The 20220-nt window shown below is 68.7% G+C and carries 12 protein-coding genes and 1 pseudogene; 12 read left to right on the forward strand and 1 reads right to left on the reverse strand.

Annotation, left to right across the window (positions count from 1 at the left end; translation table 11 throughout):
- From A5652_RS07825 to A5652_RS07880, 12 genes are all read left to right on the forward strand, one after another.
- A partial coding sequence (locus A5652_RS07825; protein WP_232001117.1) for a DUF4190 domain-containing protein occupies nucleotides 1-724 on the forward strand: 724 nt, incomplete at its 5' end.
- Between the two features lie 5 nt (nucleotides 725-729).
- Nucleotides 730-1287 carry a hypothetical protein gene (locus tag A5652_RS07830; RefSeq protein WP_067348770.1) on the forward strand — a complete coding sequence of 186 codons (558 nt, stop codon included), beginning with the start codon at nucleotides 730-732 and terminating at the stop codon, nucleotides 1285-1287.
- A 44-nt stretch (nucleotides 1288-1331) separates the two neighbouring features.
- Nucleotides 1332-4289 (forward strand): VWA domain-containing protein, encoded by a 2958-nt coding sequence (locus tag A5652_RS07835; RefSeq protein WP_232001118.1) that lies wholly within the window; start codon nucleotides 1332-1334, stop codon nucleotides 4287-4289.
- Complete coding sequence (locus A5652_RS07840) at nucleotides 4289-7834, forward strand: tubulin-like doman-containing protein (RefSeq protein WP_067348774.1); 3546 nt, start codon at nucleotides 4289-4291, stop codon at nucleotides 7832-7834. The genes A5652_RS07835 and A5652_RS07840 overlap by 1 nt, the downstream gene beginning before the upstream one ends.
- 2 nt (nucleotides 7835-7836) lie before the next feature.
- Nucleotides 7837-10500 (forward strand): hypothetical protein, encoded by a 2664-nt coding sequence (locus tag A5652_RS07845; protein ID WP_067348777.1) that lies wholly within the window; start codon nucleotides 7837-7839, stop codon nucleotides 10498-10500.
- Between the two features lie 2 nt (nucleotides 10501-10502).
- A complete protein-coding gene (locus A5652_RS07850) occupies nucleotides 10503-12539 on the forward strand; it encodes a hypothetical protein (RefSeq protein ID WP_067348780.1) in 2037 nt (678 codons plus the stop codon).
- Nucleotides 12536-15025: a hypothetical protein gene (locus A5652_RS07855; protein ID WP_067348783.1), complete on the forward strand. Its 2490-nt coding sequence runs from the start codon at nucleotides 12536-12538 to the stop codon at nucleotides 15023-15025. The genes A5652_RS07850 and A5652_RS07855 overlap by 4 nt, the downstream gene beginning before the upstream one ends.
- Entirely contained in the window at nucleotides 15025-15957 is a 933-nt protein-coding gene (locus A5652_RS07860) for a hypothetical protein (RefSeq protein WP_067348806.1), read from the forward strand. The genes A5652_RS07855 and A5652_RS07860 overlap by 1 nt, the downstream gene beginning before the upstream one ends.
- 23 nt (nucleotides 15958-15980) lie before the next feature.
- Nucleotides 15981-17135, forward strand: a complete 1155-nt coding sequence (locus tag A5652_RS07865) for a hypothetical protein (protein ID WP_067348802.1) — start codon at nucleotides 15981-15983, stop codon at nucleotides 17133-17135.
- 12 nt (nucleotides 17136-17147) lie between these two features.
- The gene (locus A5652_RS07870) at nucleotides 17148-18116 is read left to right on the forward strand and encodes a sensor domain-containing protein (protein WP_067348787.1); all 969 of its coding nucleotides are present in this window, start codon (nucleotides 17148-17150) and stop codon (nucleotides 18114-18116) included.
- A gap of 3 nt (nucleotides 18117-18119) precedes the next feature.
- Complete coding sequence (locus A5652_RS07875) at nucleotides 18120-19118, forward strand: sensor domain-containing protein (RefSeq protein WP_067348791.1); 999 nt, start codon at nucleotides 18120-18122, stop codon at nucleotides 19116-19118.
- A gap of 4 nt (nucleotides 19119-19122) precedes the next feature.
- A complete protein-coding gene (locus A5652_RS07880; RefSeq protein ID WP_067348796.1) occupies nucleotides 19123-20097 on the forward strand; it encodes a sensor domain-containing protein in 975 nt (324 codons plus the stop codon).
- A 12-nt stretch (nucleotides 20098-20109) separates the two neighbouring features.
- On the opposite strand, the pseudogene A5652_RS28440 reads toward A5652_RS07880, so the two are convergent.
- Nucleotides 20110-20220, reverse strand: a pseudogene (locus A5652_RS28440) (cutinase family protein); the annotation flags it as partial.

A 20220-nucleotide genomic window follows, 5' to 3' on the forward strand; every position in this document is an offset into this window, starting at 1 on the left:
GCGTCGTATCGCGTCGCACAACACAGCGGTTCACCGCTACGGCCGGTGGGGTGAACTGATGTATCCCAGCGAAGACCCTTTTGCGCCGTCCTCCGGCGACCCGTTCGGCGGAACGCCGCCCACCGTGTCATACGGCGGCGCGCCGACGGCTCCAGTCGGATACCCGGGTGCGCCGTTCGGCGGACAGCCGCCGCGCGCGGACTACAACACGCTGGCGGTGCTCTCGCCGGTCTTCGCGGTGATCGTTCCGCCCGCCGGCATCGTGATGGGCCACCTCGCGTTGCCGCAGATCAATCGCAGCGGCGAACGCGGACGCACAGCCGCGATCGCCGGCCTGGCGATCGGCTACCTGATGTGTGTCCTGCTGATCCTCGGCGGCGTGTACTGGGGTACCCGGCCAAGCAATTCGGCGCCGACGACCGCGGCCAGCTCCGCTCTGCCCAGGCCGATACCGCCGCGGACCATCACGTCGGTCGCACCGGGCACCACGGTGCCGCGCGGCCCCAAGCTCGACCTGGCGACCGTGCCGATAGGCACCTGCGTGGAGCTTCAGCTGCGCAACAGCACGGGCAATGACGCGCTGGACTTGTTCGGTGTCGACTGCGAACACCGCGACGGGGTGTACACCGTTACCGCGCGGGTGCGCTCGAACAACCAATGCAACTCGGTGTACGTCGCCGCACCTCCCGACCGTTCCTTCGCCCTCTGCCTGAACCCGTATTGAGACCGATGAACGCACCAAACCCCTTCGACTTCAGCGACTTCGGCCCGGGCAAGCAGGCTCCGGCCGGTGGCGGACAGTCCCAAGGGCAGCAGGGTGGGGGTTTTTCGGGCGGGTTCGATCCATGGGCCAATCAGCGACCGGCCGCGTCGGGAGCCCCCAATGCGTTTCAGGGACCACGGGCATTCGACCCGACGAGTGGACGTGACGCGTTCGGGCAACTCACCGCGAGCCCGGCGGGCATCGGCGCGCTGACGACGGCGGGCCCGCCGCTGGTGTGGTTCGCGGTGGCCTTGGCGCTGGGGATTGCCGGCATCGCTCTGGCCGCCGCGAGCGCGTTGAGCGGCCCGATGATTGCGGCCGCGGCCATGGGGTGGCTGCTGGCCGGGCCGCTGGCGATCGGCGCTTTGGCGGTCTTCAGCCGGGTCGACACCAGGCGTCGCACCGAGGCCATCTATTCGGCGCCCACCTGGACGTCGAGGCTGTATTGGATGGTGCTGGCCGTCTGCCTGCTCGGGATAGCGGTGGGGGCGTGGCAGATCGCGCTGTGGGCGGGGACGCTGTAGTGGCCCACTCCTCTCGAATACCTAGCGGCCGCAACGGCTTTGCGATGCTGGCGCGTGTGGCCGCGGCCGCGGGCCTGGTCGTCGTGCTGAACCTGGTCGGCTGGGCGCCCGTCGCGTCGGCGACGGGCTCGCCGGGCGCGAGCCGATTCGGGGCCTGCCTCGCCTCGCAGAAGGCCGGCGATCTGCTGCTGCTGTTCGACGAGTCGAGCAGCCTGCAGCAGACCGACCCACAGGCCGCGCGCGTGCAGGCCGCCCGCTATCTGGTGCAGACGCTGGGCAAATACGCCGACCGGGTGAGCGCGAAACTCGACGTCGCGGTGGCTGGGTTCTCCGACACGTATGTCCCCGAACATGATTGGACCCAGCTCACCGGCTCCACCGCGGACAGCGTCGGGGCGTCGCTGGATCCCATCGCCAAGAAGAACACCGGTATCGACACCGACTACTGGCTGGCCCTCGACGGTGCCCGACAGGCGCTGACGACGCACGGCGGCGCGGCCGACAAAGGTCAGCGCTGCCAGGCCATCGCCTGGTTCTCCGACGGCATGATCGATTTCACCGCCCGTCCGGTTACCAAGCCCTACGCCGACGGGGTCGCGCTGGACTCGCCGAACGGAATCCCCGACACCACCCAGAAAGCCGTGCAATCCATCTGCCGGCCCAGCGGTCTGGCTGACCAGCTGCGGTCGAGCAACATCATCATGCTGGGAATCGGGTTGGGCGCCAAGCAGACTCCCGGTGACTTCAACGTGATGTCGGCGATCAGCACCGGCAAGGGACTGCAGGGCATGGCGTGCGGCGCCATCACGGATCCGGTACCCGGCGACTTCTTTCCCGTCGCCAACATCGACGACATGTTGTTCGCGTTCGACGCCCTCAACCCGGATCCCGGCGTGACCGACCAAGGCGGGGTGTGCCAGATCAAGGTGTGCCCCGAGGCACGGCACAACTTCGTGCTCGACCGGTCCATCAAAGAGGTCAACATCCTGGGTTCCGGCGGCGTGCCCGGCGTCGAGCCTTACCTGGTCTCCCCGACCGGGCAGACGCTGCCGCTGCCCAAGAAGGACGGCGCGCAAAACGTCAACGTCGACGGCGTATCGGTGAACTATCAATGGCAATCCGAATCGGCGCAGACGATCTCGCTGCAGAACGGCAACGCCCCGCACTGGACCGGACAATGGGCGATCGTCTACGTCGACACCACCGGCCAGCACCCCGACGCGGTGTCCAAAGTCAGCATCCACATCACCACCGACATCTTCCCGGCCCTGACCGGCGCCGACAAGGTCGCGTGGCACAGCGGCCAGACCCTCAAGGGCCTGGTGTTCGGTTTGGTTGACGGCCAAGGCAAGCCGATGGCGCCGAGCGACCTGGCCGGTTCGGCGACGATGTCGGCCTCGTTGGGTCCCGATGGCGCCGCGCCCATTCCGCTGCTGACGGCGGCGGGCAAAGACGACATCGCCAAACCCGTCGACGCCGACCTGACCACAGTCGCCCCGGGGCACGCGACGCTTCGGATGTCGCTGGTGATCACCACCGCCAACACCACCGACCAGAACGGCGGGCCCATCGCCGGCACCCAGCTGTCGCCGCAGGAAGTCGATGTGCCCGTGCAGATTCTGCCCAAAGTCGGCCTGCCGACCCCGGGTCAGCGCATCGACTTCGGCACGATTGAGGGAGCCAAGGGGGCGACCGCGACGCTGAACATCACCGGGCCCGGCTGCGCGTGGATCGGCGACACCGATAGCCCGACGGTGGCAGGGGCGCCCGACGGCATCGGCACGCCGCACGTGGGTTCACCGACGAACTCGGGCCAGCACTGCCTGAAGGTGCAGGCGGGGGAGACCGCACAACTGTCGGTCACCCTGCGCACCGATCACAACGGCCACGGCGGGCTCAATGGCACTGTGCCCGTCCATGTTTCGACGCTGAACAACCCGGACGACGCCCAGACCGTGCCGGTGGCCTTCACGGCGTCGATGATCAACCCGCTCAACACCACCAACTTCATCCTGGTGCTCATCGCCGCGCTGCTGCTGGGCCCCGGAATCCCGTTGGCGCTGCTGTACGCATCGAAGTGGTGGGTCAGCAAGATCCCCGACAATCCGCTGCTGGCCGAACGCATCCCGGTCCAGGTCGAGCACGACGCGGTACTGCGCGGCGGTGAACCGTTCGCGATGGCCGACACCGACCTGGTGCAACCCGTGACCGGGCTGCCACCCGGTGGCACCCGCCAGCTCTCGGTCGCCGGGGTGAATCTCTCGGTTGCGATGGGGCGCAGCCCGTTCGGATCCGGCCATGTGGTCGTCGACGCCGAGGGCCTGGTGAGCGTCGGGTCCAAGCTGCCCGGATCGGACAAGACCGGCCTACGCGCGGTGCTGCCGCTGGCCGTGCACAACACCTGGGTGCTGCTGCACAACCCGCACGGTCCCGAGAACGCCGCCGAGGTGCTGCTGTTGGTGGCCGGAACCACCGACACCATCGCGCGTGAGCGGCTCTACGAAGACATCGCGCAACGGCTCCCCGACCTACTCAGCGGCTTGCGGCTGCGCGCCGTGCAGGCCGGCATGACAGCGCCGTTCACCGCTGCGGGCGAGACGGCCTCCCCGTTCGGCGACACGCCCGCGGGCGTCATGGCCGGCCCGGCCGCAGACGATCCCTTTGGCGGCGGCGCCGATTCGCCGTTCGGGGCAGCGTCTGCAGCGCCTTCAGCACCACCCGCGCCGGCTTCGAGGCCCGCGCCACCGCCCCCCGCGGCGACCGGACCGGTGCCGCCCGGCTTCAATGAGGCGGAGACACAAGAGCGGCCGATCCCCGAACCGGTGTTCCGCCAAGACGAGACGATGGCCGCGGGCTACCGGTACGGCGCCGAGGGTGAAGAGCGCGGCGAGCGTGACCAGCCTGACGAGGGCAGGCCAGCCGGGCCCACGCCGACCGAGGCGACGCAACCCTCCTATCGATTTGACCCAGATCCATTCGACCCGTTCGGAGAGGGCACCTGATGCGACGATTCCTAATAGTGGGCTGCGGCGGTTCCGGTGGCGCCACGCTGTCCCTGATGATGGATCAGCTGCGCTCCGAACTGCACACCGCTGGAATCGAAAAGCTGTTGGCCGGTTGGCAATTCGTCCACATCGACGTGCCAAGTGCCGCCGAGTCGGGCCCGGAGGGGCTTGCGAATGTTCCCGCCCAGGGCGGCAGCTACATCGGGTGCGGACCGCAGGGCAGCAGCTACGCCGTCCTCGATGGCGCGCTGTCGCAACGGCTGGCGGCCGAATCGGCGCTGGACACCATCGCCACCTGGGCGCCGCGCAGCCCGCAAGAGGTGTCGATCCCGATCTCGGCCGGCGCAGGCCAGTACCGGGCGATCGGGCGCATGATCACCCTGAGCAAGGCCGCCGAGATCCACGCTCGGCTGCAGGCCGCGTGGGACACGCTGTTTCGCGTCGAGACTGTTTCCGAGATGTCGACGGTCGACGTGCCGGGCATGGGTCGCTTCGACCCCAACGAACCGCCCCTGGTGTTGGTGGTGTCGTCGATGGCCGGCGGTGCGGGGGCGTCGATGGCGCTGGACGTATGCCGGCTGCTGACCTTGGTCACCGGCCTGGATCCCCGCCTGATGGGCGTATTCATGGTGACGCCCGACATTTTCGACTCGCTACCGCAGAGCGCGATCATCGGCGTGCGGGCCAACGCGTTGGCGATGCTCGGCGAGATCGTGGCCAGCCAGTCCGGCGCGGCCCGCGAACACGACGTGCGAATCTTGCGCGCCCTGGGCCACCATCACGGTGAGGGAGAACCGATTCCGTTCGCGCGGGTGTTCCCGGTGGGCCGCTACATCGGCGCCGACCGCACCCTGTTCGGTGACGGCTCGCAATACGCGGTGTACCGCGGGTTGGCGCGTGGGCTGGCGGGCCTGATGATGAGCGGCCGGGCCAGCGACCAGTTCGTCGCCTACGACCTGGGCAACACCGCCTCGCCGGTGGGCGATCGCGACCTGCTGGGCTGGGGCATCTCGTCGTGGGATGTGTTGCCCTGGGGCACCTATGGCTTCTCCAGCCTGAGCATGGGACGCGACCGCTACGCCGAATACGCCGCCCAGCGCCTGGCCCGCAGCTGCGTGGACAAGCTGCTCGACGGGCACATGCAGCGGGGCAATCCGGCATCGAGCACCGAGCAGTTGGACTCGCTGCTGTCCAGCCAATGGGCTGCGCTCTGTGGCGAACTGGGGTTGCCGCCCAGCGCCGGCGACGAGCAGACCCGGGTGAGCCAGCTCGGCCGCTGGATCGGCACCGAGGCCTTCACCGCCGACACCGTCGTGTCCACGGTCAACGGCCTCATCGACCGTCAGCTGCGCAACCACCTGCCCAACCCCGAAGGCGTCGCCGCCGAACAGTGGGTGCCGACCATGCGGCAGGCCGTGCACAATCGGCGCGCCGAGTTGACCCGGGCATGTGCCGATGCGGCCTACGCCATGGCTTTTCAGTGGCATCAGGACTTCGCCAACCGGCTGGAAAGGATGGTCGGCGCGGCCGTCGCCTCGCTGGGATTGCCCTTTGCGCGGGAAGTCGTCGACCAACTACGCCGCCACATCGACGACCACCTCACCGCCGGGGTTGCGCAGCTGGGAAACATGGGCCCGCCCGACATCGTGGCGTTCTCGCCGCAGGTGGACGCGGGGCTGAAATCGCTGCACGGGGTGATGACCAACACCGACCAGGTGGTGGCGGCCGTGGTGGATGGGTTCCGCGCGACCGTGCGCCGTCAGCTGTTCGCCGACGCCGCCGCCCGCATCGCCGACGTGCTGCGGGTCGCGGGCCTGGAACTGCTGGTGCCGCTGCGGGATCGGCTCAGCGAGGCGATGATCCAGCTGGAGAACGCCCGCTCGGAGCCGCCGACCGACGTGGGCCTCGCGCGCCTGGCCACCGACCAGTACGCGGCCTGGCCGGCGGACGCCGACGAACTGGTGCCCAGCCGGTTCGCGGAGGCGAACAACGAAGTGCTGCTAATCAATTCGACCGCCTTCAAGGGGCGCTACGAGGCCGATCTGCCGAAGGCGGTGGCCGGTGCCAACGCGATGATCCCGTTGCAGTCGGCCATCGAGGAGGCCACCACGCGCGTGATCCTGGGGGAGTGGCAGACCACCGGCGGTGTGGCCGCGCCCGGCGGGCTGATCGAGCGCACCGCGACGTGGGTCACCCGGGCGCTCGGCACCGACCCCGAGACCGGCCGCGCGCGGGTGCCGTCGATCGCCCAGTTCGACATCCACACCCGCCCAGTGGAATTGCTGCGCCGGGCCCGGCTCTACGTCGAGCGGCCCGGGGAGTCGTTCGCCGAATTCTGCAAGGTGTCGCTGCGCGACTACGTGCAGGGGGCAGGGGCTTCGGAGTCGGAGCTGGTGGCGCGTCGCCGCGACATTGCCACCAAATTCGCCGAGGCGCTGTCGCTGGCGCGACCGCTGGCCAGCGTCAACGACCAGGCGCTGCAGCGGGTCCACCCCGGTCAGCAGACCGAATACCGCTACAAGTTCTCCGAGATTCCGTTCGCCGGTCAACCGGTTGACCGGGAACTGTTCGAAGTCATCCGCAACAATCCGCGGATCGACCAGGCGACGAAGGACAACTATGCGCGCTCGCTGTCCGACGAGGACAGCGTCACCCGCATCGACATCTTCGGCTCATATCCCAACTATTCGCCGCTGGCGTTCGACTCGGTGCTCAAGCCCGCGGCCCAGCAGTGGGCGCAGACGGCGGGCCCCGGGCGCGGCGCCTTCTGGAAATACCGTCGCTCCCGGCCACTTTCGGCGTCACTGCCGATGACCGACGAGCAGCGATTCGCCATGACCGGCGGCTGGTTCGTCGGCCAGCTGCTGGGACGTATCCAGATCCCGGCGTCGCCGTTCACCGAGCCGGTGCGGATCTATGACGCCGACAGCGGGCAGTGGCTGAACTTCCCGAACCCGCTGCTGACACCGCCGTCGGCGTTCCATGCCCCCTACGACTGGCTGCCGGCGGTACTGGAATCGATCCTGCTGGCCATTGCCCAATCGCACGAGCCGCCGGTGATGCGATCGCTGCGGCCCTACAGCGTGCTGCGTGAGCTCTACGATGCGCACTCGCAAGACCCCGCCAGCGGCATCGTCGCGTTGTCGGCGCAGGGACTGCTGCGCGAATTCCTGCAAGGGGCCTCGAGCGGTCCCGGTGTGCAGTCGCGGGTTCCGGGGATCGCCGATGCCCAGACCGCCGACGAGCGCGCTACGGCGGCGATCGAGTGGTTGACCACCATCCGTGATGTTGCGGCGCAGTATCTTCCGGCCGATATGGCCGGGGCCACGCCGGGTGGGGCCTTCACGACGGTGCCGACGCGGACCACGGCGTCGAACACGCCGATGTTCCGCGACCTGGCGCCCGACGTGTACGCGGCCACCGGTGCGCTGATCAACTTGATCCAGCACGAGGCCGAGGCGCTTGCGGCCGGCGCGGCGGCGGGCGGTCCGGTGCTCGATGGCGGCGCGCCCGTGGTGATTCCCGAAGGCGGGACGTTCTGACCATGACCCGTCCCTTTGCGCCAACCGATGCGTCGCCTGCGCTCACGGTGGTCGTGGCCCCCCACCTGCAGACCGACGAGCTTCTCGGTGTCCTGTGCGATTACTCGGCCGCCGGGTTGCTGGGCGTCTTCGTCTGGGTGGATGCCGGCGATGCGCGAGGACCCGCCACAGCGGCGACGATCGTGCGCGACGGCAGGTCGGAAAGCGTTGTGCTGCAACAGGTGTTGACCGCCAAGCATTACGACCGGGTCCGGGTGGCGGTATTGGTTCCGCTCGATGCACCGGCCGAGCAGCGAGCGCCGTTGGCCGCCGAGCAGTTCGTCGAACAGGTGGTGCGCAGCACCGCCAGGGGCGCCGGGATGACCCTGCTGCGGATGCTGCTCACCAGCGGGCGCGCCGGCGCCAGTCAGCTCAGTTCGTCGGTCGTGGTGGAGGGCTGGCACAACCTGCTGATCGCGCCGGAGGATTCACCGGCACCCGGGTTGGGTGCGGTGCCGTGGGGGCATCTCGCCGAACCGCTGGATCTGGCTCAGCGCGCCGCGCCGGTGGTCACGGCGGTGGCCGGTTTGTGGGCCGATATGCAGCAGACGCCCTTCGACACCGTGGAGATTTTGCCGGGCCAGACGCTGCGGGCGGTGCGCGCGTTCTACCGCAGCCTGGACACCGCCGAGGTGGAACGGCGGCTGCGGGCGCGGCTGTTCGATCCGGCGGGACGGCTGCCGCTGCCGCATGGCGGCCAGGTGCCGGTGCTGTACGTCGAGGACGTTTCCGCAGCCACCCAGACGATGGCCCGGGCGCTGTGGACCAAACATCGCGACGTGCTGCGCGGACCGCGGCTGGGCGCAGATGATGTTGCCACGCAGGCCATTTCGATCTGGGCCGCGCTGAAGATGTTCCTGCGGTTCATGGGCGGAGCCTTGCGCAACGCGCCGTCGGCGTGGTTGTCGGCGGTCAAGGGGTCGGTCTCGGCGGTGTTGGCCTCGACGGTGCAGGGCACCGTGTTCGGTGGCCGCGAATCGGCGTTCTCGGTGGTCACCAGCAGCCAGCTCGCCGACTGGCAGGACCTCGGCCGCAGCGCCGACACGCTCAACGCGGCCATCGGCGGGCCGGAGGCCGGGCAACTGGCCCAGCAGGATCTGAGCCCGCTGTGGATCGACTTCGTCAACGGCGCACTCACCCTTGCCGACGGTGGACGCCGCGCGAAGGGGCTCGACCCGATTCAAGTGGGCGCGGGTGTCGGTGTGGTGGCCAGCGCCGCCGACGTCGTTCCCAGCCGCGCGGATCGGTTCACGGCGATCCCGACATCGCTGGCCGCTGTGATCGGCGTCAGCGACCTTGAGCCGGCCGACGTGCTGGGTGCGGCCGATCTGCGCCAGCGGCTGCAGCGCGCCTACTCCGACCCCGCCGCCGGCGTCGAGGCGCGCGGGGCGTCGACCGAACTGGAACGCTGGCAGCAGCACGCGTCGAAAAGCTATGCCTGGCAGGCGGGGTCGATCCTGACCGACTTCTTGGGGCGGGCCCGCACCGAGGTGGCACAAATCGCCGAACAGATTCAGCGCGCGGCCAGCGAGATCTCGATCGACGAGCGGGTGCGCGCCCGCCAGCTTGCCATCGGCATCATCCTGGCCACGATGACCTGGGCGACCTTGGGAGTCCTCGTCGTGCTGGTCGGCCTCGCGGTGGTCGGCTTCACCGGCTGGGAATACACATTGATCACCGGCGGGATATTGCTCGGCCTCTACATCGTGGTGTCGCTGACGTTGTTCCTGTTCGCACAGCGCGACATGTTCACGTTGATGAATCTGCGGAAATCGCAACAGAATCAGCTCGAGATGATGCAGGCGAACCTGCAGACCGCGCTGCAGGATGTCAGCCGCCTGTCCACCGCCTACGGGCAGTATCTGTCCTGGTGCCGCGTGCTGGGGCCGGTGCTGCGCGCACCGTTTGGGCCCGCGCCCGCGGGGCGCTCGGCGGCGCCGCTGATCTCCGACGGCCTGCCCCGCTGCGCCCAGGTTGGGGTCGCCGATCCCGGCGCGCAGCGCGCCGACGACGCGGCCCATGCCATTCAGCGCCGGCTGTACGCGCTCGGCTGGCTGACCAAGCCGTGGCAGGAGATGGTCGCTCACGCCGCGGGCAAGCTCAGGGAGGAGCCCGAAATGCTCTATCGCATGCCGGGTTTCCGGACCGCCTCGGGTCTGGATCAATGGTCGGCGGCCGTCGCCTCCGGGCAGGTGCACTCCACCGGCGCCGAGGCGCTATGGCAACGCGTCGAGCAGATGTTTGCCGAGGACGACCGCGTGGGCACCGCGCTGACCGGTGCGGTATTGGCTCCGGCGATGGGGCAGCACGTTCCCTCCGAACAATTCGCCGCCGGCGTCGTCGACCACCGGCCGGGGCAAGCCGCTCCGTTCGACGGATCGGTGTTCACCGACGCGGCGATGACCGCAAGCCGCTGCGCGGTAGCCATCGATACGGCGGCGCTGGCGCGGCCCGGTCTGGGTTTCAGGGCCACGGTGGTCCAGGCCAGCGACGGGCTGGCGCCCTATGACTTCACCTTGTTCGAAGTGCCACTGGCGGCCGCGTCGGGAGTCGAAATGGAGAAGACCGCGGTGATCACGCACACCGAGCACCGCGACACGCCGCCCGGCGGGGATTTGGTGTTCTAGTCATGCCCGATCCGCAGCATGCCGGTGACGCCGACGACCCTCGCCTCAACGCCCTGATCGCTTGGCGACAGCGCCTGATCGACTCCGGGGCGGTGTCCAAGGCGGGTTTCAAGGAAACCCACCTGCGATTGATTCTGCGGTCCGGGCGCACCGACGTGGAACAGATCCGGGCGATGCTGCCCGGCTCGGTCGCCGAGTATGCCGAGGAGTTGGCGGCCGTCCTGGCCGAGGTGGAGTCGGAAGTGCTGCCGGGCCGGCATCGTTCGGCCGCCCTGTCCGCGGTGGGATCCGACGGCGAACCGACCGACACCGCGGACAGCACGACGAGTGACGAATTACCGTTGAATGCAGACGATTTCGCTGCATACACCTTCGGCGAACAGACCGGCCCGCTGGCCGCCGTCACCGTCAAGCCGTCGCGCGTCGACGGCGACACCGGTGGCTCGGAGCTGACCTGGACACCGTATCTACCGGGCGGCGATGCCGTGGTGATTTACCGGCTGGTCGCCCAGGAGGACAACGCGCCGTACTCCCCGGATCGTGCCCGGTTGGTGGCGGTCACCCCCGCGACCACCGCGACCGACCAGGAGCCCTCGGCCGCGGCGGTGCGCTATTACCAGGTCTGGGTCAACGTCGGTAATACGCGCACCGAAGCGCTTGCGGCGCAACCGATCAAGCACGCCGAAGGCGTGGCCGTCAGCCCGGTGCGCGATTGCGTGGTTCGGCAGGACAACGGCAAGGTCATCGGCAGTTGGACGGTGCCCTCCGCGGTCAGCACCGTATTCGTCTCCCGGATGCTGTCCGAGGAAGCCGGCCGTGAGGGGCCCCAGCACCGGATCTTGCTAGACCGCGACAACCGTGCCGGGTTCGTCGACTCCGACCCGGCGCCGGGGCGGCACTACGTGTATCGGATTCGGGCCGCGGTCCCGGTCAACGGTGTACTGCGGCTGGGGGCGCCGGTGGACGCCGAGGTCGAAATCGCCGCCGTCCTAACGCCGGTCACCGATTTGATGGTGACCTCGGCACCGGGGGCCGCCGACAGCTTCGAGCTCACCTGGAAGGCGCCGTCCGCCGGCGAGGTGGTGATCTATCGCAGCCAGACCGGCCCGGCCGCCGGCGCCGAGGCCAATGAGCTCCCCGAGGCCGCGCTCGAGCAGGTCGGACTGACCCCGGATTTGCGCTTGACGCAACCGATTACCCAGCAGCCCGGCCCCGACGGGCGGCCGCGGGCGATGATGTCGGGGGTGTCGTGGCCGACGGACTGGAGCCGCGCCTACTTCACCCCGGTCACGCTGCTGGCGGGTCGTGCGTTGTTGGGCAAGACTTTCTGCTCGGTGCGCACCGGCATCATCCGGGATGTCGAACTGGCGGAATACTGCAACAAGCAAGTCTTGACGTTCGACTGGCCGCAGGGCGCCGCCGTCGTCGTGGTCTACCTTGCGCCCAAGGGCTATGACGCGCGCAACGGTTTGACCGGTACGTCCTACGAGATCACCGTCGAGCAGTACGAGAAGTACGGCGGCCTGCAACTGCCCAATGGCAAACTGCCGGTGAGCGGCTGCTCCCTGCATCTGGCACCGGTGGCCTTCTCCGCCGGCCGGCGGGCCATCGGGGCCGTGCGCAGCATCGAGTACGCAGGCCTGTTGCGGCTGCAATACGCGGTGCAGATGAGCCGCGACCCGCACGGCCAGCCGTCGCACGCCACCATCTACATGCGGTCCGAATACGAAGTGCCGGGATCACCGGCATTTGTATTGATCAACAATCCTGACCGAATTCCGTTGTCGCCCACCGACGGCGAAGCGCTCGACGCCGCTCCGCTGGACGCGCAGGGCGGCCTGGCTGCCACCCCCTCGAAGGAACTGCGTTGGTCGGCCCTGACGACCGCCGGTACCGCCGAACCGTGGGCCGTCGACCTGCGGGGCCGACGCGGATGGATCCGATTGTTCGTCAACACGCCCTCGGCGGCGCGGCTGCGCACCATCGCGCTTCTGGACCCGCCGGTGCACAGCCTTCGTTTGAGTCTGGGCGCGCCATGACCCCGCGCTACGGTCAGTTGACCTACACGAGTTTCGACCAGCCCGGAGGCGCGGGGGGCTGGCAGGTCAAGCAGACCACCGGAGATTTGTCCCCCGAGGAAACACAACGCCTGGCCTCAGGTGTCCGCACGGCATTTCGGCCCGTCACCCCGCTGCCGGAATACCCAACCCCGCAACAGTTGGACGCGGCGCCACGCCGACTGGAGTATCGCCGGTGGGCCAGCGACGCGGCCGGCTACTGGCACACCGTTGCCGCCGGCGCGGACAGCACGGGGCGCCCGGGCAACGTGTTCGCCCACGTATTGCTGGACCGGACACCGGATTCCGCGCCGCGACTGCGGCCCATTCAGCGGTGGGGCTCGCCCGCCTGGTTACGCCCGTTCGGTGCCGCGGCGGTCGGGCGCACCGCCCTGCCCGCCGAACCGCCGGGCGTGGCGCAAGTCGTCACCCGGGAGAGCGCGATCGCGTTCGCGCTGGACACCAGCACCTGGCGGGTCGGTACCCTGCTCGGACTACTCGACGCGGTGGCGGCCGCGCTGGAGGGTGGCGCGCCCGTCGTCCTGGGCGCCGTCTCCGTCGAGTCGGCCGCGCAGTGGATCGGCCTGGTGAGTTTCCTGATGTCACCGGGGACCGCGGCCACCCTGAACTTCAGCACCTTCGACCGCGCCGACCAGCTCGGCTCGGCACAGCACGCGATCGCGCACCTGACCGCGGTACCCATCGGCGACCTGGAAACGCTCCCAACCGGTTTCGTCGTCATCGACGAGACCGCGACGCTATCGCTGGGGGAGTTGGGTGGCGAACCGCATCGGACGGCGGCCGGTCAGGCGATCGACGTCACCGCCTGGTCGGTAATGGCGCAAGAGGTTCTGCTCGATCCCCAGTCCGCCCTCGCCGTGCTTGACGAACTCGACCGCCGTGCCGCCCAAACCGAGGATCGGGGCCTGCACCCGGCCTGGCCGTTGGCGGTCACGATCGCCGCGGACGAGGAGTTCGCGGCCGCCCATCCCGAGGCCAACGCGATAATCACCACGCACTCGCCGGCCGGCATCACCCCCGGGTCACCGACCGAACGCCTTATCGACGAGGCACTCTCGGCCCTGGTCGGCCACAACACGCCCGACGCCTGGAAGGCCGCCGAACAGAACCTGCCTGGGTTCGCCGGTGAACACGCCGCGCTGACCTACCTGTGCCGCGCGATCGGCGACGACACCTGGATGGATCAGATCGGGCCAATTCCGTTGAGCGCAAACACTTATCACGGTCGGCCGGTTCCCGAACCGCTGGCGGCCGCGCTGGGCCCGGCGCTGGAACGGGCCAGCGCCGCGGGCGACCCGCAGCGGCTGCTCAAACTGGTCGACCTGCTACTGCGCGCGGGCGTCGACGATGATCGCCTGACTCAGGCCCTGACCGAACGGGTCGCGGCCCAGCTGGCCGACCCACATACCGGGCCGACGCTGGCGCGGCGGTTTTCGCACCGCCTCGGCCCCGAAACCCGGATCGCCGCGGCCGCGGCAACGCTGCGCCTGAGTTGCGAAGGCGCCACGCCGATCAGCGACGCCGTGCTGGATTGGTTCGCCGATGGATCCACCATGCCTCCGGCGGCCGAACTGCTGGGCGCCCAACCGTGGGACCCGACGTGGACCCGAGCGGCGGTGTGCGGCATGCGCGCCGAACGCAAGCCCGGTGAGGCGGATTGCTTTGCGGAGTTGTGGTGGCTGGCGGCCAACGGATCGCCGCGGCGCGACGAGCTGGCGGGCCGCCAGATCTGGGATCCGGCGCAACTTCTGGCGGTGGGCGGCGCCACGTTGAGCACCGGGGCGTTGCTGCCGACCCTACTGGGAGCGCCCGACAGTGAATCGTTGGCGCGGTTGGCCGACGAGATCACCGGCGCGAACAACGATGACCTCGCGGTGGCATGCGCGGCGCTACGCATGATCGGCCCGGCGTCCTGGGTGCAGCGCGGCTACATCAACACTCACCAGCAGGCGTACGCCGGGCTGTGGGACACGGCACTGGCCGAAATCGGCCCTGGGCGAATACATCCCGACTGCGCGGTCCGTGTGACGGTGCTGGCGGTCCTGGGCCTGATCGCGGGACAGCCACGACCCGTCCTGGCGGGCCAACTGGCCGGCGATCGGGCGGTGGCCGGTGCCGCGATCGAGCAGGTGCTGGCCCTGGTGGACAGCGAGATCCTCACGGCCACCGAGGTCCTGGCGACTAGCCTGTTGCGCACCGACGCCGCCGAGCCGGTCGATGCCGTCGATGGTGTGCTGGCCGCGACCGCCGCCGCCGTCACGGCGAGCCGGCAGTTCAGCGACGACGACCAGGAGGGGGTGCTCGCGGTGATGATGCGGATGGCCGGCAGCAACGAGGGAACGCCGCCACGGCGATACCGGAAGCTGGTGAACACGGCGCTGGCCCGCCGCGCCGAGGGGCGAGGACCGCTGACGGCCCCGCCGGCCCAGGCGTGGAGGAACCACTGATGCCGATCTATGCCCTGACCGCACGTAACCAGCGCGCGCACATACCCGTTGGGCCGCTATCGGTGTCGATCAGCGGCGCGGTCCACGATGCGGCGCTCGACATTCAGGGCGTGCCGGGTCAGCCCGTGGTGCGCTCCAGCCCGCAGCACGTCGTGTTGCCCTCGCTGACCGGTCCCGTCACCGTCGCCGTCCGGCCGGCATTCACCACCCAATTCGGTGGGGGCGCCGTCGTGCACCTGGCGATTGCGCACGATGTGCCCGATGAAGCAGACCCTGTCCAGGTGCTGTTCGATCCGGTGGACGTCAGCGGCGACACCGCGGTGGTGTTCGCCGAGCTACGGCCCACCGGTCACCACATCGAAGTCGCCGTCACCGCCGCCGCCGACACCGTGCTGAGCCCGCTGGCGGCCGCGGCGCGCACGTCCGCGCGGCGTCTCATCGGCCGCGACCGCAAGCAGGCCCACGCCGAACTCGTTGTCGCGCTGAACAGTTCGGCGTCGATGCGGCCCTGGTACGCCGATGGCAGCGCGGCGGCCGCCACCGACGTGGCGGTCGGGGTGGCCGACGCCCTCGGGATTCATGACGTGGCCGCCGTTCTTGTCGGCGCCGACGTCACCAAGGTCCCGGTGGACAACCATGCCCCCGGACCCGGGCTGGGGTTGGCCGAGGCGGTGCGCAAGGTGCAGCCGCGCTGGTCGGCGGGCGCGCGGTGGTCACGGCTGCGCACCGACATCGCGACCGTGGCCTGTTCGGATTTCCCGACCAGCGGCGTGCATCGCGGATTCGTCTTGATCACCTTGTCCGACGACCGCCGCGTGGCCGGGCCACGGCTGCCGGCGCCACGGTCGGGGCAAGACGCCTCCGCCGAGCTGTTGGCGCATCCGCAGGTGCTCGACGAGATCACCGCCGGCCTCGTTCGGGCGCTGACATGACCGCTCCGGCCGCTCAGGCGATATTGACGAAATGTCCGCGCTGCTTTGGGCTTCTGGATCCCGATCATCACCTGTGGACGCTCGCGCCCACCAGCGGCGCGCCCCGCTACCACGACGAGGTCGGCTCGGCGTTTTTGGGCGCCAAGGCGGATATCGGGCCGATGTTCCGGTGGGATCGTCCGCCCGGGTACAACGGTCCGCCGCCGCCGAACATCGCCGCGCAGGCGCTGCGCGGTCCCGTCCTCGAGATCTGCCCGGTCTGCCACTTCACCCTGCCCGACCGGTGGCGCGACGGCCAGGCCTATTGCATCGCGATGGCGGGCGCCCGCGCCACCGGAAAGAGCCTCTACATCGGCGTGCTGGTCCGGCAACTGCAGCTGTTGTGCGAACACCTCGGGTTTGCGATGGCGCCCGCGACGCGCTCGACGGCCGTCGCGTACGCCACCCATTACGAGACACCGCTGTTCGTGCAGCGCGGTCTCATCCCGCCCACGCCCACGATAATGACCCAAACCTCCACTCAGCGCGAGCCGCTGATCTTCAGCCTGGGCACGTGGCACGGGATTCAGCGTTACCTGGTGTTGCGCGACGTCGCCGGTGAGGACATGGAGTCCGGAAACCTTCATTCTCCTCCGTTCCGGTTCTTCAGCAACGCCGAGGCCGTGTTCTTTATGTTCGATCCGCTTCGGGTGCAATCCATTCGGGATCAGTTGCAGGACCTGCTGCCCCCGCAGATGGTGAGCGGGGGAGACCCGCGCGGGGTGCTGAACAACGTGATGATGGCCATCGGTTCCGGCGAACCGCGGCTCGCGGTCATCTTGTCGAAGTTCGACGCCCTTCGGGCGCTGCGGGATGTCGACGGCTCCGAGTGGAGCATGGTGATGTCCAATGCCGGGGCCGCCTATCTGCGTGATCCCTCGGATTCCGTGCTCTACGACGACAACGACGGTCAGCTGCTGCACGAGGAGGTCCGCAGCCTGCTCACCCGGCTCAACGCCGGCTCGATCATCGCCGGCGTCGAAAATCCGTCCACGCCCAGGCGGTTGAGGCACCGGTTCTTCGTCGTCTCGGCCCTCGGCCAGCCACCCAGCGGCCAGCGCCTCCACGCCAGGGGCATCGCCCCGTTCCGCTGCGTCGACCCGGTCCGCTGGGTGACCTCGAGTTTCGGTGTGCTCTAGGCATTCGGCAGCATGACGATCCCACCTCAGAACCCGTTCCAGCACAATCCATTCGGTGACACCCCGTTCGGCAGGAACCCCGCCGCGGCCCCGGCGTATTCGACGCCGACCGCACCGCCACCAGACCGCCAACCGGTGAATGCCCTGGCAACGTTGTCGGTGGTGTTCGCGTTCCTGATCGCCCCCGTCGGGGCGGTTCTGGGGCACGTAAGCCTTCGGCAGATCCGGCGCACCGGCCAGCGCGGCCGTGACCGTGCTCTGGTCGGGACGGCGCTGTCGTACGCGGTGATCATCGTCGTGGCGGGCGTTTTGATCGTGTGGGGTTTGCAGCCCTCCGGCGCTCCGGCGCACGTCGCCGCGCCCAGCGCTACGGCGCCGCCCACGGTGGCACCGTCCAACTTGGCGTCTTTGGCGCCCACTCTCGATGACGTCAAAACCATTACCGGCGACCAGTCTCTGGTAATAGGCGACATCTTGCACCGGCCCAACATCGGCAACGCCATGGGGCAAACCCTCGACCGACCGGAGTGCAGGGGCGCGATCGACGCCGGGATTCCGGACCTCTACGACGTCGGGGTGATGCTCGGGTTCTACATGCCGGCGTTCATCGACCGGGCTGACCCCTACAACACTGTCACGGTCGGCTCGGCGGTTGCGGCATTCCTCGACTCCGCCACCGCGCAAGCCCAACTCGGGAGGATGCAATCCACATTTGCCAAATGCGGCGGAGGCTCGTCGCTACGGGTGACGTTTCCCGACGGCCGACCGTTCACATTCCAAGTGAAGGGACCGAATTCGCCGGGTAACGGAGTCACCACGATGGAGATGGCGACCGAGGGTGAGCTGTCCGTTCATGCGATCGCGACCAGAGCCAACGTCGTCATCGACCTGTTGGTGTCCTACACCGGCAACGGCGCTGACCGCGCCCGGCAAGCCGCCGCGGACGTCGCCAACCAGATACTCAACAAGATTCCGAGCTGAGTCATGACAAATCCGCAGGAACCATTCGGGCCCAACGCCTTCGGCGGCAATCCCTTCGGTGCACCGTACGGGGGGATGCCCCCGGGGCCGCCGATCTACACGGCGCCGCCACCTCAGCGGCCGCGGACCAACATCTTTGCGACGTTGTCGGTGGTATTCGCGTTCGTGTTTGCTCCCGCCGGGGCGGTGCTGGGGCATGTGGGCCTGGCGCAGATACGCCGCTCGGGCGAGCGGGGCCGTGACCGCGCGATCGTGGGGCTGATGCTGTCGTATGCGGTCATCACGCTGACGGTGGTGGCCGTGGTGGCGTGGGCATCGCAGACCGACGGCCGCTCGTCTCAGACGGCGCCGCGGACCAGTGCGGCGCTCTCGACCAGCTCGGTGCCGCACTCGTCGATGGTCACGCCGACGGGCCTGCCCGGGTTGCTGCCGACCATCGATGACGTCAAGGGGTTCATGGGAATCCCCAACCTCGTTGCCCTTCCGCCCACATTCAAGCCGGGCCCGGACTCCGACAGCGCATCGGTTGATCGCCCGGAGTGCTGGCCGGTCATGGGCGGCGGCGCTCCGAACACCGATATGCAGGCGCTCATCGGTTACTACGGGCTGGTGCTGATCGACGACCACGACGTACCCGCCCTCAAGGAAGCGGGACAGGTGCTCATGGCCTTTCGGGATCCGCCGGCCGCGCAGCGACAGTTGGCGAATCTGGTGTCGATATGGCGCAAATGTGGAGGCTCGACGATGAACATTCTTCCGCCCCCGGGCAAGCAGTCACCGCCGGTCGCGGTGTCGATGGGTGTCCCTTCTGACGCCGGAAACGGCATCACCGCCATGGTTTTGACCGCGCAGGGCCCGGTGCTGCGATCACGCAACGATCGTGCGATCGTCGCCAAAAACAATGTGGTTGTGGACATCAACGTCGTGCTGGTGGACACCGATCGTGGCCAGCAGGCCGCGCTGGACATCGCCAATTACATCCTGGGCAAGATCCCGAGTTGAGCCGATGAGTAATCCATTTGGTCCCAGCCCGTTTCAGCCCAATCCATTCGGCGGGGCCGCGCCTGGCCCGCATCGAGTACCGCAGCCGCCTCCGGGCCCGCCGCGGGATGAGGCCAATGTGTTGGCGACGCTGTCGGTGGTGTTCGCGTTCGTCTTCGCTCCCGCGGGATTGATTCTCGGGCACTTGGGGTTAGCGCAGATTCGCCAGACCGGTCAGCGTGGTCGCGAGCGCGCCTTGGTCGGCGTGACTCTGTCGTATGTGTTCATCACCGCGTTGGTGGTCGCGCTGATCGTCGCGGCGGTCATGCCCGATGCGAACTCAGCTCAAGCCGCAGCACCGATGCCCACAACGACCACCAGGACGCCCACACCGCAGTCCACCGTGGCGCCCGCCAGTATGGATGGCTTGCTGCCGACCCTGGACGACGTCAAGAACTTCACGGGCGATGACGCACTCACCGTTCGTCTGACGAAACACCAACCCACGCCGGATTCCTCCAGGGGTACCGCCGACCGGTCGGACTGCTGGGGAGTTTTCGAATACGGTGCCCCCGAGGCTTACGACCTCGGAGCCATCGTCGGCTACTCCGAGTCGGCTTTTTCCGACACTCATGATCCGTTGACCCAGTGGAGCCTTGGCGGAGCCGCAGCAGGGTTTCATGACGCGACCGCGGCCGGGGCTCAGCTCACGAAGCTGCAAACAGCCTGGCGTCAGTGTGGTGGCTCATCGATCACTCGGACTCGGTCCGACGGGCAAACCTACCGGGTGGACCTGAAGCCGCCTTCTCGTGCCGAAAACGGGATCTCGACAATGGAAACCGTGTCGGATGTCGGGGTCCCATACACCGGCGTCCGTGCGATAGCCAGCAAAGCAAACGTCTTCGTCGATGTCGGGGCGTGGTCCACGGCAAGCGTCGAGCGGGTTACGCAGGCCGCCCTGGCGATCGCGAACTTCATCCTGAACAAGATCCCGGGCTAACCGAGCGGCTTCTCAGCTGCCAAATCCGGTTGCCGGCGCGGCGACTGGACCTGGTCCGCCCATTGCCAGGTGGCTGGAGGCGAAGGTGACGCCTTTGTCGATCATGGCGCCGTCGTCGGCCTA

The organism is Mycobacterium sp. 1165178.9 (genome assembly GCF_001673555.1).
Taxonomy (GTDB): Bacteria; Actinomycetota; Actinomycetes; order Mycobacteriales; family Mycobacteriaceae; genus Mycobacterium.